This is a genomic window from Bosea sp. NBC_00550 (genome assembly GCF_026020075.1).
Lineage (GTDB): Bacteria > Pseudomonadota > Alphaproteobacteria > Rhizobiales > Beijerinckiaceae > Allobosea.
In genome coordinates, this window is record NZ_CP102772.1 from 260,955 (window position 1) to 274,938 (window position 13,984).

Annotated in this window: 13 protein-coding genes and 1 pseudogene; 9 read left to right on the forward strand and 5 right to left on the reverse strand. The window is 67.0% G+C overall.

The genetic code is table 11. From position 1 onward, the window contains the following. The first annotated feature begins 35 nt into the window (after positions 1-35). Genes NWE53_RS01290 through NWE53_RS01300 form a run of 3 tightly spaced genes read left to right on the forward strand, consistent with a single transcriptional unit; the run spans position 36 to position 2,396 of the window. Positions 36-548 carry a GNAT family N-acetyltransferase gene (locus NWE53_RS01290; RefSeq protein WP_265052594.1) on the forward strand — a complete coding sequence of 171 codons (513 nt, stop codon included), beginning with the start codon at positions 36-38 and terminating at the stop codon, positions 546-548. 25 nt (positions 549-573) lie between these two features. Next, positions 574-1,626 (forward strand): agmatinase, encoded by a 1,053-nt coding sequence (gene speB / locus NWE53_RS01295; RefSeq protein ID WP_265052595.1) that lies wholly within the window; start codon positions 574-576, stop codon positions 1,624-1,626. Then, a complete protein-coding gene (locus tag NWE53_RS01300; protein ID WP_265052596.1) occupies positions 1,623-2,396 on the forward strand; it encodes a hypothetical protein in 774 nt (257 codons plus the stop codon). Before speB ends, NWE53_RS01300 begins: the two co-directional genes overlap by 4 nt. Positions 2,397-2,406: 10 nt before the next feature. Here NWE53_RS01300 and NWE53_RS01305 read toward each other — a convergent pair whose 3' ends face one another. Further along, positions 2,407-3,081, reverse strand: a complete 675-nt coding sequence (locus NWE53_RS01305) for a polyamine aminopropyltransferase (protein ID WP_265052597.1) — start codon at positions 3,079-3,081, stop codon at positions 2,407-2,409. Between the two features lie 178 nt (positions 3,082-3,259). On the opposite strand from NWE53_RS01305, the gene NWE53_RS01310 reads away from it, so the two are divergent. The 4 genes from NWE53_RS01310 (at position 3,260) to NWE53_RS01325 (ending at position 6,950) form a co-directional block, all read left to right on the forward strand. After that, positions 3,260-4,462, forward strand: a complete 1,203-nt coding sequence (locus tag NWE53_RS01310) for an MFS transporter (protein ID WP_265052598.1) — start codon at positions 3,260-3,262, stop codon at positions 4,460-4,462. Positions 4,463-4,677: 215 nt separating this feature from the next. Further along, positions 4,678-5,451: a transporter substrate-binding domain-containing protein gene (locus NWE53_RS01315; protein WP_265052599.1), complete on the forward strand. Its 774-nt coding sequence runs from the start codon at positions 4,678-4,680 to the stop codon at positions 5,449-5,451. 75 nt (positions 5,452-5,526) lie between these two features. After that, positions 5,527-6,237, forward strand: a complete 711-nt coding sequence (locus NWE53_RS01320; protein WP_265052600.1) for an ABC transporter permease — start codon at positions 5,527-5,529, stop codon at positions 6,235-6,237. Next, complete coding sequence (locus NWE53_RS01325; protein ID WP_265052601.1) at positions 6,234-6,950, forward strand: ABC transporter permease; 717 nt, start codon at positions 6,234-6,236, stop codon at positions 6,948-6,950. Before NWE53_RS01320 ends, NWE53_RS01325 begins: the two co-directional genes overlap by 4 nt. A gap of 19 nt (positions 6,951-6,969) precedes the next feature. Here NWE53_RS01325 and map read toward each other — a convergent pair whose 3' ends face one another. Further along, positions 6,970-7,722: a type I methionyl aminopeptidase gene (map, locus tag NWE53_RS01330; protein ID WP_265052602.1), complete on the reverse strand. Its 753-nt coding sequence runs from the start codon at positions 7,720-7,722 to the stop codon at positions 6,970-6,972. Positions 7,723-7,843: 121 nt separating this feature from the next. Here map and NWE53_RS01335 point away from each other — a divergent pair. Further along, positions 7,844-8,719: pseudogene (locus tag NWE53_RS01335) on the forward strand (NAD(P)-dependent oxidoreductase); the annotation flags it as partial. Between the two features lie 53 nt (positions 8,720-8,772). On the opposite strand, the gene NWE53_RS01340 reads toward NWE53_RS01335, so the two are convergent. From NWE53_RS01340 to solA, 3 genes are read right to left on the reverse strand one after another with little or no spacing between them, the layout of a single operon-like run. Beyond that, complete coding sequence (locus NWE53_RS01340) at positions 8,773-9,963, reverse strand: multidrug effflux MFS transporter (RefSeq protein WP_265052603.1); 1,191 nt, start codon at positions 9,961-9,963, stop codon at positions 8,773-8,775. Then, the gene (locus NWE53_RS01345; protein ID WP_265052604.1) at positions 9,960-10,862 is read right to left on the reverse strand and encodes a DMT family transporter; all 903 of its coding nucleotides are present in this window, start codon (positions 10,860-10,862) and stop codon (positions 9,960-9,962) included. Before NWE53_RS01345 ends, NWE53_RS01340 begins: the two co-directional genes overlap by 4 nt. Positions 10,863-10,883: 21 nt before the next feature. Then, entirely contained in the window at positions 10,884-12,023 is a 1,140-nt protein-coding gene (gene solA, locus NWE53_RS01350; RefSeq protein WP_265052605.1) for an N-methyl-L-tryptophan oxidase, read from the reverse strand. Between the two features lie 206 nt (positions 12,024-12,229). Between solA and NWE53_RS01355 the strand changes: the two genes are divergently transcribed. Next, on the forward strand, positions 12,230-13,954 hold the full coding sequence (locus NWE53_RS01355) for a methyl-accepting chemotaxis protein (protein WP_265052606.1): 1,725 nt from the start codon (positions 12,230-12,232) through the stop codon (positions 13,952-13,954). The last annotated feature ends 30 nt before the right edge of the window (positions 13,955-13,984 follow it).

The window sequence follows — 13,984 nt, forward strand, 5'->3', positions numbered from 1 at the left end:
CTAGGCTGGCTCCTGTGGCGGTGCTTAAAGCGACGATGATCGAGACCGAAAACCTGAAACTGCGTCGCCCCGTGACGGAGGATCTCGATGCGATCCACGCCATGCGCCGCGACCCCGCCGTCATACGCCACCTCGGCGGCAAGCCCCTCAATCGCGAGGAGGCCTGGCACCGGCTGACCCGCCTCACGGGCCATTGGGCGCTCCGGGGTTACGGCATGTTCATCGTGGTCGCGAAAGCGAGCGGACACGTCATCGGCGAGGTCGGCCTGTTCGACGGTTACAGGGGCTTGTCTCCGGATTTCGACAATGCGCCGGAGGCGGGATGGATATTGGCGGCTGAGGCCCATGGCAAAGGCTATGCGATCGAGGCTGCCACTGCCGCCCATCGCTGGTTTGCGCAGACGCATGGCGAGCAGCGCAGCGTCTGCATCATAGCGCCCGACAACCTCGCGTCCCTACGCGTCGCGCAGAAGCTCGGCTACAAGAGCTTCGGACAGGTCGATTATCAGGGCGGGCCTGTGACGATGCTCGAACGCATTCCGTTTTGACAGCTCGCCGCCGAGGAGATCAGGCATGGATCAGGACAAGCTCACCAAGCTGCGGCAGCGCTATGCCGGCGCCGGCGGCGGCGACATCCACGATCCGCGCTTCGCCAGGGTGGCTGCGGGCCAATTCACCGGCGACAAGCGCAAATGGCCGTTTGCTGATGTCGCGACCTTCCTCGGCACACCTTACCGGCCGGAGGCGCTTACCAAGCCCGATCTCGGTGGGCTGGATGTCGCGATCATCGGTGTGCCGATGGATCTGGGCGTCACCAACCGGGCGGGTGCGCGCCTCGGCCCGCGCGCCGTCCGCGCCATCGAGCGCGTGGGCCCGATGGACCCTGTGCTCGGCACCGCGCCCCTCACCATGGTGAAGGCCGCCGATATCGGCGATGTGCCGTTCCGCTCGCGCTTCTCGCTCGAAAACTGCCATGAGGACATCGAGGCGACCTTCCGCACGATCGTCGAAGCCGGCGTCTCGCCGCTCGCCGTCGGTGGCGACCATTCGATCACCTATTCGATCCTGAAGGCCGTCGGCGCGAAGCGGCCGGTCGGCATGGTGCATATCGATGCCCATTGCGACACGTCCGGCCCGTATGAAGGCTCGAAGTTCCATCATGGCGGGCCGTTCCGCCAGGCGGTGCTCGACGGTGTGCTCGACCCCGAGCGCGTCATCCAGATCGGCATCCGCGGCGGCGCCGAATATCTCTGGGAGTTCTCCTTCGAGTCCGGCATGACCGTGATCCACGCCAACGAGGTGGACGAGCTCGGCCTCGATGCCGTGATCGCCAAGGCCCTGGCGGTGATCGGGGAGGGGCCGACTTACGTGTCCTTCGACGTCGACTCGCTCGATCCCGGATTCGCGCCCGGCACCGGGACCCCGGAGGTCGGCGGCTTGACGCCGCGCGAGGCGCTGGCGATTTTGCGCGCGCTCAAGGGGCGCGACATCGTTGCAGCGGATGTCGTAGAGGTTGCGCCGCAATACGATGCCACGAGCAACACCGCTCAATGCGCGGCGCAAGTGCTGTTCACGGAACTCTGCCTTCTGGCGGAGGCCCGCGCCGCAGGAAAAGGAAGACCATGACGAGGTTTGGTTCGATTGCACGGTTCGCCGCTCTCGGCGCGCTCTGCATCTTGGGGACGGCCGCGCGTGCCGAAGTGCCGGCAAACGGCCCGGGCTACATGGACGCCGCCTTCGCCTCGGTCGACACGCTGATCAAGGCCTCCCAGGGCAAGCCGACCCTCCCACGCCTAGCCGATCCGGTCGAAGGCAAGGTGCTCGAGGATGTCTGGAACGAGGCGGCCATTCTCGGCAAGGCGCCCTATGCCGAGGCCGACATTCCGGCCTTGCTCGCCATCGTCCAGAAGCAGACCCTGATCCTGAAGGCCTACACGCTGTTCTCGCCGGACCGGAAGGCGCCCGATACGGCCAGGAATACGGTCGAGTTTCAGGACGAGCTGACGCGAACGCATGTCTTCCTGCTGAAGGCCGTTGCCGCATCGCTGGAAGCGATCAACAGCTTTGGCGCGCATCTCAAGGTCGAGGAGAAGACCGAGGCTCGCTTCCAGGGAATTCGCCAGATGCGCCTGGGCTTGCAGGAAATCGTGGCTGGGGCGGCGCTGGCCCTGCGCATTCCGGCGCTGCGCCCAGCGAACCAGCTTCTGATCGCACGCAGCCTCGCCGAAAACGCGGCCGCCCTCGCCGCCGGCACCGCGCCTCCCGACCGGCAGGCGCTGATCGCGGCCTTGCAGGCGGCCCAGCCCGCCTTGAAGCCGGATGCGAAGAAGGCGATCTCGGAGTTCATCCAGACCGTCTCGGCTGCATCCTGCGATGGTCTCTGCCGGCTCAACTGAGGCAGCCGCGCTAGCGGCGTGCCGCCAGCCAGATCACATGGCGCGCGCCGCCGCCGGTCCGGCGGGCGCGCGCCGTCACCTCCTCGGTGGCGAAGCCGGCGTTGCGCAGGCGACGGGTGAAGCCGTGGTCGGGCCCTGAAGACCAGACCGCGAGGATGCCGCCCGGCCGCAGTGCCGCCTTGGCGGCAGCCAGTCCCTCCGCCGCGTACAGGCTGTCATTGCCCGCGATGGTCAGCCCCTCCGGGCCGTTGTCGACATCGAGAAGGATGGCGTCGTAACCGCCCTTGCCCGTAGCGATGACGCTTGCCACGTCGGCGACGGTCAATTGCACGCGGGGGTCGTCGAGACAGCCTGCGAAGACAGCGGTCATCGGCCCGCGCGCCCATGCCACGACTGCCGGTATGAGTTCGGCGACCTCGACATGTGCATCCGGCGGCAGGTTGGCGAGCGCGGCCCGCAGGGTGAAGCCCATTCCCAATCCACCGATCAGGATGCTCGGTTGGGCGCGCTGAACCAGCCGCTCGCAGACCAGCTTTGCAAGGGCCTCTTCCGAGCCGCTGAGGCGGCTGTTCATCAGCTCGTTGCTGCCCAGCATGATCGAGAATTCGCTGCCGCGCTGCTTGAGCCTGAGGTCGCCGCTGCCATCCGGCAGCGCTGCGGTATCGAGTACGGTCCAGGGAATCACGTCGTTGTCGCCTGTGTCGGAAGCGGCCTTATAGCCGGATCCGGCGGATCCGTCCGGCTGGCGTATCGATATGCGCATGATGCATGAAATATCGCCATTTACGCTCTTGTATCGGCGTCAGTGGAATGGCTATTTCATGTTGCGGCGCAGCATGCCGACAATCTCTTGAAAGCGACTTATGACCCTCGCCGCGCATGATCGCAGCCTGAACGCGGACACGTCCGCCGTCAGTTCGACGCCGGTCGGGCTGGTGCTGTTTGCGCTGGCCATGGGCGGATTTGCGATAGGGACCACCGAATTCGCGGCGATGAGCCTGCTGCCCTATTTCTCGGCCGGGCTGGGAATCGACGAGCCCACCGGGGGACACGTCATCAGCATCTACGCGCTCGGCGTGGTCGTCGGGGCGCCGCTCATCGCCGTGCTCGCTGCGCGGGTGCCGCGCCGCACACTCCTGATCGGCCTTATGGGCGTCTTCGCGATCGGAAACGGCCTGAGCGCGCTGGCGCCGAACTACCACTGGATGCTCGCCTTCCGCTTTCTCAGCGGCTTGCCGCATGGCGCCTATTTCGGCGTCGCGGCACTGGTGGCCGCCTCGCTCTCGGCACCGAACCGGCGCGCGCAATCGGTGGCGCGGGTCATGCTGGGCCTGACGATCGCGACGATCCTCGGCGTTCCCGCCGCGAGCTGGATGGGGCAAGTGCTGGGCTGGCGCTCGGGCTTCGCCATCGTCGCGGTTCTCGCCCTTCTGACGGCGCTGCTGATCGGGCTCTTCGCACCGCGCGACAGGGTTCAGCCCGGTGCGAGCCCCTTGCGCGAGCTTGGCGCGCTGAAGCGCCGGCAGGTCTGGCTGACGCTCGCCACCGGTGCGATCGGCTTCGGCGGGCTCTTCGCGGTCTACGCCTATCTGGCTTCGACATTGGTGGCTGTCACCGGCGTTTCGCCCGCGCTCGTGCCCGTCGTGCTCGCCGTCTTCGGATTGGGGCTGACGCTCGGCACGCTCTTCGCCGGCTGGGCGGCCGACCGGGCGCTGGTTCCCGCCACGGCCGGCATGCTGCTCTGGAGCGCGTTCTGGCTCGCCGCCTTCCCCTTCGCCGCCGGCAATATCTGGGCGGTCTCGCTGGTCGTCTTCATGATCGGTGCCGGTGGCGGCCTCGGCGCCATGCTGCAGACCCGCCTGATGGACGTGGCCGACGATGCGCAGACGCTCGCCGCCGCGCTCAACCACAGCGCCTTCAACACCGCCAATGCGCTCGGCCCCTGGCTGGGCGGCATGGCGATCGCCGCCGGCTACGGCTGGACCTCGACCGGCTGGGTCGGCGCGGCGCTGGCGCTCGGCGGCCTCGCGATCTGGATCGTGGCGGTTCTCGACGCCCGCCGCTGAGCGGGCAGGGCGCTGCTCCCGCACGGTCGACCCCAGCGCTTGATGGCTTCTCCTTTGGCAGGATCGCGCCCGCTGCCGGCCCTTTGAGCGGGGTAGGCTGCGAAAAGCTGCGCGAGCCCCTCTTGCGGGTGGCGCGAAACTGCGCCCAATCTGTCGCGACGGAGCCGAACCGGGACGAATGCAAGTCCGGCGGCTCCGAAACTGCGGGAGGTCCCATGAAAAGTTTCGTTCGGTTCGTCGCGGCTGCGGCGTTGACGCTGGCTGGTGCGACAGGCGCTCTCGCCCAGGCCAAGGAGTGGAAGGAGATTCGGATCGGCACGGAAGGCGCCTATCCGCCCTACAACAACCTGAACGCCAAGAAGGAGCTCGAGGGCTTCGAGATCGACTACGGCAACCTGCTCTGCGAGAAGATGAAGGTGAAATGCACCTGGGTGGTGCAGGACTGGGACGGCATCATCCCGGCGCTGCAGGCCAACAAGTACGACGTCATCTTCGCCGGCATGAACGCGACCGATGAGCGCAAGAAGCAGGTCGACTTCACGTCGGTCTACAGCAAGACCCCGATCTGGGTGATCGGGCCCAAGAGCACCAAGTCGGACGACATTTCGCCTGCCGCTCTCAAGGGCAAGTCGATCGGCGCGCAGGGCTCGACGATCCACGCGAACTATGTCGAGAAATTCTACAAGGATTCGACCGCGCGCCTCTATCCCACCCAGGAAGAGGCCAATCTCGATCTGCTCAACGGTCGCCTCGACTATATCGTCGCCGACGCGCTCGCTCTCGCCGACTTCCTCAAGGGGAAGGGCAAGGACTGCTGCAAGAAGATCGCCGAGGTGAAGCGCGACGACGCCATCCACGGCGCCGGTGTCGCCGGTGCGGTCCGCAAGTCGGACACGGCTCTGAAGGACATGATCAGCAAGGCCATCGCCGAGACCATGGCCGACGGATCGCACAAGAAGCTCGAGGACAAGTGGTTCAAGTACGAGTGACCTGACGCCTGCTGACGCTCACCCGCCGGCCATTTCAGGCCGGCGGGTTTCAGTTCCTCGCGCGCCGGCCATGCCATGTTCGATAAACTTGCTCTGCTCGGCTTCGGTCCCGGCGGCTGGGGCTGGGCCCTGCTGCAAGGCGCCGCCAACACCATCTCGGTCGCTCTCGCAACGCTGCCCTTCGGCCTGGCGCTCGGCCTCGTCATCGCGCTGTGCAAGCGCTCCGACCACGTGATTCTGCGGGGGCTGGCGACGATCTACGCCACCGTGTTCCGCGGCGTGCCGGAGCTTCTGACGCTCTACATCATCTATTTCGGCATTCAGGTTCTGGTGCAGCGCGTCTGGACCGGTTTCTCGATACCGCCCTTCGTCGCCGGCATGGTCGCGCTCGGCCTGGTGCTGGCGGCCTTCTCCAGCGAGGTCTGGGTCGGCGCGCTGAATTCGATCCAGAAGGGCCAACGCGAGGCGGCCTCGGCGCTGGGGCTGTCGAAGGCGCAGGCCTTCCGGCTCGTCGTCTTCCCGCAACTGATCCGCGTGGCGCTGCCGGGGCTCGGCAACAACTGGATGGTGCTGCTGAAGGAAACCTCGCTGATATCGGTCATCACGCTGCAGGACATCATGTTCATCGCGACGCGGGCCAATGTCGTGACCAAGGAGCCGTTCCTGTTCTTCGGCACGGCGATGCTGCTCTATTTCTTCTTCTCGCTGGTTTCCGCCTGGGGCATCGACAGGCTGGAACAACGCACCCAACGCGGCCAGGCCGCTTTCGGCGGAGCGACGCGATGAACTGGTGCGAATATCCCGGTTCCTGGGTCGGCAGCGAGGTTCTGCAGAACTATGGTTGCCGGATGGCGAGCGGCCTCTGGGTCACTTTCGAGCTCGTGGCGGTGTCGGTCGCCATCGGCTTCGTGCTCGCGCTCGGCCTCGCCATTACCAGGCTCTATGGTCCGCGCTGGGCGCGGATGGCGGTCAGCGGCTACACCACCTTCCTGCGCGGCACGCCGCTGCTCTGCCAGCTTTTCCTGGTGTATTACGGCCTCGGCCAGTTCCGCGAGTTCTGGCAGGATGTCGGCCTGTGGTGGTTCTTCCGCGAGCCGTTCTATTGTGCGGCCTTCACCTTCACCATCAACACCGCCGCCTACCAGGCCGAGATCCTGCGCGGCGCCATCCAGGCGATCCCGCGCGGGCAATTCGAGGGGGCGCTCTCGCTCGGCCTGCATCGCTGGGCGACGCTGCGCCGCGTCGTGCTGCCCCAGGCGATGATCCTGGCGTTGCGCCCGCTCGGCAACGAGCTGATCGTGATGATCAAGTCCAGCGCGATCGTCTCGCTGGTAACGCTGTTCGACTTGATGGGCGCGACGCGGCTCGCCTTCGCCCGCTCCTTCGACCTGTCGATCTATCTCTATGCGGCGCTGATCTATCTGGTTTTGGTCGAGATCATCCGCCGCGTCTGGGATCGTCTCGAACTCAGGTTGAGCCGCCACCTGGCCCTGCGCTGATCCGGTCGGTAGCCCGATATCAGCCCGGCAGGGTCAGGACGACGGCGCCGCGCGGGGTCGCGACGACGGTGTGCTCGTACTGCACGGTGGGCGCGCAAGGCTCGCTGTAGAGCGTCCAGCGATCATCGTCCCCCTGTTCCGCCCAGTCCGCTCCCAGCGACAGGAACGGCTCGACGGTGAAGACGAGCCCATTCGTCATCGTCCGGCGTTCGCGCCGGTCGGGCCAGGTCGCGATCTCCGTCGGCTCCTCATGGAGCGAGCGACCGACGCCGTGGCTCGCGAGGTTGCGCACCAGTGTATAGCCGTTCTTGTCGGCGAAGCGTCCTACAGCCTGGCCGATGCCGGCCAGCGGCTTGCCCGCGCCGACCTGCGCGATACCGGCCCAGAGCGCGCGCCGGCCGTCGCGGCACAGCCGCTCCAGCTTTGGCTTGACCGGCGGCACGGCGAAGGAAGCGCCGGTGTCGGAGAAAAAGCCGTCCTTCTCCGCGGAGACGTCGACATTGACGAGGTCCCCCGCGAGGATGCGCCGCTCGCCGGGGATGCCGTGCGCGATCTCCTCGTTGACGCTGATGCAGGTCGCGCCGGGGAAGTCATAGGCGAGTTCCGGGGCCGGGCGCGCGCCGTGGCGTTCGAGGAAATCGCGCCCGATCGCATCGAGCTCCGCGGTGGTCATGCCGGGCTCGAGCGCCTTGCCCATGGCAGCCAGGGTGCGCGCCACGATCCGGCCGATCTCGCCGAGTGCGCGCAATTCATCGTCGTTGGATATGGTCATGGACCTGAGCTAAGCCGCCGGCGTTCCGGCTGCAACGGGAAAACCGCATGGGCGGCTCACGCTCTTCCGGCTTCCCAGCCCGCCGGCCCCGCGCTAAAGCGCCAAGGTCTTCGTAACGCGGGAGCTGTTCATGGCCAAAGTCGCATTCCTCGGTCTCGGCGTGATGGGATATCCCATGGCCGGCCATCTCAAGGCCAAGGGCCATGACGTCACCGTCTACAACCGCAATCCGACAAAGGCTCAGGCCTGGGTCGCCCAGCATGGCGGGCTTTCGGCGGCAACGCCGGCCGATGCCGCCAAGGGGCAGGAGTTCGTCTTCGCCTGCGTCGGCAACGACGACGATCTGCGCTCGGTCACGATCGGCGAGAACGGCGCCTTCGCCGGCATGGAGAAGGGCGCGGTCTTCGTCGACCACACCACCGCCTCCGCCAATGTCGCGCGCGAGCTCTACGAGGCGGCGCGGCAGGGCGGTTTCGGCTTCGTCGATGCGCCCGTTTCCGGCGGGCAGGCCGGCGCCGAGAACGGCGTGCTGACCGTAATGTGCGGCGGTGAGCCCGAGACCTATGCCCGCGCCGAGCCCGTCATCGTCTGCTTTGCCCGGATGTGCCGGCTGATGGGGCCTGCCGGCTCTGGCCAGCTCACCAAGATGGTCAACCAGATCTGCATCGCCGGCCTGGTCCAGGGTCTGTCGGAAGGCGTGCATTTCGCCAAGCGCGCCGGGCTCGACGTCGAGGCCATGCTGGAGGTGATCTCCAAGGGGGCTGCCGGCTCCTGGCAGATGGAGAACCGCGGGAAGACGATGAACCAGAATAAGTTCGATTTCGGCTTCGCCGTCGACTGGATGCGCAAGGATCTCGGCATCGTCCTCGACGAGGCCCGGACCAACGGCGCGCAGCTGCCGGTGACCGCGCTGGTCGACCAGTTCTATGCCGAGGTGCAGAAGATGGGCGGCAAGCGCTGGGACACCTCCAGCCTGATCGCCCGCCTCGAGGGCTGAGGCTCGAGCGTCGGATGCACACGACGCTCTGACAAGAAGATGGACGGCCCGGCTCAGATCGCCGGGCCACGTCCTTTGCGGGCTAAGCCGACCGCGACGAGGCCGAGCGCGATCAGCAGCCAGACCAGCACGTTCATGGATTGCGGCCAAAGGGTCACCAGCCAGCTGATCAGCACGGTCAGCCCGGCGCTGATCCCGAGCTGGATCGCGCCCAGCAGTCCCGCGGCGGAGCCGGCAAGTTCGGGACGTGCGGAGAGCGCGTCGGCTGTGGCACCGGGTATCGTCAGGCCATTGCCGATGGCGTTCACGGCCAGCGGCAGGAACAGGGTCAGCGGCGACCACCAGGGTGAGAACGACAGGGCAAGCGCCGCGCCCGTTCCGATGAACGAGATCACGAGGCCGAGCCGCACCATCTTCGGCGTGCCGACCCGCACTGCCAGCCGCGACATGGCGAAGTTGCCGAGCATGTAGCCGAGCGCATTGAGGATGAAGTAGCTGCCATAGGCGTCGGAGCCGTGCCCCATCGTCTCGACGACGATGAACGGCGTCGCGGCGATGAAGACGAAGAAGGCCGACACAGCGCTGGTTCCGGCCGCGACGTTCAGCAGGAAACCCCGGTTGCGCACGAGCTCCGGAAAGGCACGAAACACCCCGAGCAGGGAGCTCTGCGCGCCGATATGGGGCGCCGTCTCCGGCAGTCGCAGGACGGTGAGCGCGAGCACGCAGGTGCCGAACAGGGTCATGAACCAGAAGATGGTGCGCCAGCCGAGCGCGGTCTCGATCTGGCCGCCGAGCCAGGGCGCGAGCATCGGCGCCACCACCATCACCATCGTCACGCTGGCGATCTGGCTCGCGGCCTCGTCGCGATTGGCGCTGTCGCGGATGATCGCCCGCGACAGCGCGAAGACGGCGCCCGAGCCGGCTCCTTCCAGTATGCGCGCCGTCAGCAGGATTTCGGTCGAAGGCGCCAGCGCTCCCATTACCGAGCCCAGCACGAACAAGGCAACCCCGGCATTGACGCAGGGGCGGCGGCCGAAGCGGTCCGACAAGGGCCCGATGACGAGCTGCGTCAGGGCGACCGAGACCAGGAACAGCGTCAGCGTGAGCTGGATCGTGGCGTAGTTCGATGCGAAGTGGCGGGTCAGGGCCGGCGTCGCCGGAGCCAGCAGGTTGAGCGCGATCGGCTGGAGCGCGGAGATCGCGACCAGGATCGCCAGCGTCGGCTTGGCCGATCCAGCCGTCACGCCGTCGGCTTTCGGGTCAGCTTGAGGTTCGAATCGGGCCGCACGCGCTGCCGATGCATCGTATAGAGTCCGCTGCCGACGATCAGCCCGATGCCGAGGAAGGCAAAGAGATCGGGCACGTCGCCCCAGACGAGATAGCCGAGCAGCGTGGCGAAGACGATGACGGCATAGCGATACTGCGAGATCACGGCGACATCGGTGCGGCGGAAGGCGCTGATGATGAAGAAGGTCCCGACCGTGACCAGGACGGCGGCCAGCGCCACATAGACGCTTTCGATCCGCCAGACCGGCAGCCACTGCTCGGTCAAGCCGTAGCCGAACGCGACGAGGCCGACGACGACCGTCGTGGTCAGCGAGATGACCGTCGAGGGAACGTCGTCGCCGATGCTGCGCGTCGTCAGGTCGCGGCAGGCGACGAGGAAGGTGCTGAGCAGGGCAACGAGAGCGGCCGCGTTGAAGGAGGCCGCACCCGGCCGCACGATGAACAGCACGCCGATGAAGCCGACGGTGAGTGCCAGCGCCCGTCGCCAGCCGACGCGCTCGATCCGCAGCACGACCGCGAGAGCGACGATGAGCAGCGGGGAGGCCATGTTGATCGCCGTCATGTTGGCGAGCGGCAACAGGCCCAGCGACCAGCCGAAGGTCAACGCGCTCAAGGCTTCGAGCAGGCCGCGCAGCAACACGCGTGGCCGGAAGGCCGTGGCGAGGCGGTCGCTCTCGCGTGCTGCGAAGACGAGCGCGAAACCGACGACGACCGCGAAGACCGTCCTCAGCGCGATCGCCTGTCCGGCCGGATAGGTCTCGCGGGCCAACTTCATCAGCGTGTCGTTGACGACGAAGAGCGACATGGCCGCGAGCATGAAGACGACGCCGCGGCGATTTTCGGCTGCGCTGGCCAAGAGGTATCCTGCGGGAAAGGCTTAGGCCGCGAAGCGGGAAAGCGAGAATGGCGTCAGATCGAAGGGCGACTGGCCGGTGGTCGAAAGATCGGCCAGGATTTCGCCGATCGCGCTGGCGAATTTGAAGCCGTGGCCCGAGCAGGCCGAGGCGAAGACGGCCTGCGGCACGCCAGGCACGGTGTCGATGATGAAGCCCTCGTCGGGCGAAACGCTGTAGACGCAGCCCTTCACCGTCAGAGGCTCGCCGGCCGCATCGGGAATATAGCGCGCGAGGCACTCGCGGATGCGCTGGACCTGGTTTTCGCTCGGCGTCCGGTCCGGCTCGCGCGGGTCCATGGGCTCGCGCCCGAAATGCGGCCCGCCGAGCTTGAAGCCCGGATGCTCGTAGAGCGGGAAACCGTAGAAATTGCCTTCCTCGACGCTGAGGATGAAGACGGGGAAGGCACCCTCGCGAAAGAGTTCGGGCCGCCGCGTGGTGAACCAGCCGATCGCCTGCTTCACGGTGCTGACCCGTTCCGACAGGGCCGGCACCGCGTCGGCGATCCAGCCACCCGAGGTGATGACGAGGCGGCCGGCCGAGTAGGTGCCGCGTTCGGTGCGGACGACGACACCGCCCTGCGCCGTCGGCGTCCAGTCCAGCAGCGGCTCGTTGGTGCGGATGTCGGCCCCGCGCGATTGCGCCAGCCCGACATGAGCATAGATCGCCTTTTCCGACGCGACGAAACCGCCATCCGGCTGCCACAGCCCGACATGCCCGGCCGGAAGCTGGAAGCCAGGGAAGCGGCGCATCACCTCGGCTCCCTCCAGAACCTCATGCGTCAACCCGTGGTCGAGACAGGATTGCAGGGAGGATTCGACCGGTCCGCCGCCTTTCGGCGCGAGGTCGAGCGAGCCGGTGACATGGAGCAGCTTCATGCCGGCCTGTTCGCCGGTTTCCGCCCAGAGTTCATGCGCACGCCGCACGATCGGGACGTAGTGCGAGCCTTCGAAATAGGCGAGGCGGATGATCCGCGTCAGGCCGTGCGAGGAGCCCATCGCATGGCCGAGTTCGAAGCGCTCGAGGCCGAGAACCTTGAGCCCGCGCTTGGCGAGGTGCCAGCAGGCGGCCGACCCCATGGCGCCGACGCCGGCGACGATGACGTCATAGCTGTGCTGGCTCATGGCTCGTGCCCGTGCGACGTGGAAACCCCAGCCATACAGGCCGCGCAAGAGGTGGTCCAATGCTTCTGCGGCACAGGCGCCGTGCAGGTGCGGAGGAAGCTTTTGTTAACGGACGCCGCCCATAACCGCAGGCAGGGCTGACCTTAGGTGAGACTGGGCTTGGGATGAAGGGCAGGATTCGACGCTGGCTGGGCGCCCGAACTCCCATGGGTAGCGAAGCCCCGACCGAACCGGCGCCGATCGAGGTCGCAGAAGCCCCCATCGTGGCGATCGCTTCCAACGACCTGTCCGTCCGCGATGCTGTTGATGATATCGAGCGCGACATTCTGTTCGCGATGAATCGGCTCACGAAGGAACTGGGTGAGGTCGAGAAGCTCTCAGCCGATTCCGAAAGCGGCTCCCGCACCATTCTGGAAAGTGCCGGCAGCATGCGCATGGCCGTCGGCGCGGCGAGCGAGAACGCCTCCGTCCTGGCCGCCGCGACGCAGCAGGTTTCCCAGTCGGCCGAGCAGGTCGACAGCGCCATGGCGAGCGTCCGCGACCGGCTCGATGCTGCCGTGGAGCATGCGGGGCAGGCCACCTTGATGTTGGACGGCCTCAGTGAGGCGACAGGCGAAATCCGCGGCATCGTCGATTCCATTGCGGAGATCGCCCGCCAGACGAACCTGCTGGCGCTCAACGCCGCGATCGAGGCGGCCCGCGCCGGAGAGGCCGGCCGTGGCTTCGGCGTCGTCGCCTACGAGGTCAAGTCGCTCTCGGTCGAGGTGAGCGAAGCCGTCGAGCATATCCGCAGCCGGGTCGACCGGCTCACGCATGCGGCCCAGAGCTCTACGGGCATCGTCAACGAGGCGCTGCAGATCGTGCGGGACGTCAACCCGCTGATGACGACGATCAGTCAGGCTTCGCAGGAGCAGGCGGCGTCGACGGCGGAATTGTCCCGCAATGCCCGCGAAGCCGCGCTCTTCGTCGAAGGCGTCGCGCGCCGCGCGGATGAAATCGATCGCATCGCTCATGTCACGGTCGCCGAGAGCGAGCGCGCGCGCCGGGCCTCGGAGAAGGGCAGCCGGCTCGTCGGCCGCATGTTGCGCCGCTTCAAGCCCGTCCTGCGGCACTCCGCCTTCGCCGACCGGCGGCGCTTCGACCGTTTCCCGACCGCGCGGCGCGCGCAGCTGAGGATCGGCGGCATCGACCTGTCGAGCCGTATCGTCGATGTCGGTCGCGGCGGAGCGCTTCTGGCCGATGCGCAGGCCATCCGGTTAGGCGGCGGCGACGGCACGATCACCATCGACGGCCTGCCGCCGCTCCCCTGCCGGATGACCGGTCACAGCGAGCGCGGTTTGCATCTCGCCTTCGATGCGGATGCTGCCGCCGGCAGCGGCGCATTGGCGCTGATGATCGAGGATATCGAGCGCTCCTATCGCCCCTTCATCGAGCGCGCCCAGGATTTCGCGAACGAAATCGCCGCAGCCATGGAAACGGCCATCGAGAAAGGTCTGATAGCCGAGGAGGATCTGTTCGAGGCGAGCTATACGCCGGTTCCCGAGAGCGAGCCGCTGCAATATCTGAGCCCGAGCCTGCAGGCTCTGGAGGCCGTGCTGCCGCCATTGCTCAGGAAGACGCTCGCGAGCGATCCGCGTCTTGTCTTCGCCGTGCCGAGCGATCGCAACGGCTACATGCCGGTGCATCATGCCGAGACGTCGCAGCCCCAGCGCAGCCATGATCCGGACTGGAACGCGGCCCATGCCTGCAACCGCCGTATTCTCGACAGCCGCTCCGGGATCAGCGCGAGCCGCTCGGTCCGCCCGTTCCTGGTCCAGCTCTGCCATCACGACCTCGGAGACGGCCGGATCGAGGCCCTGAGCGAGATCAACGCACCGCTGCGGGTGCGCGGCCGCCACTGGGGCGGCGTGCGGATGGCCTACAGGCTCTGACGATCGCGGTTCGCACCGGCCGCAACGACG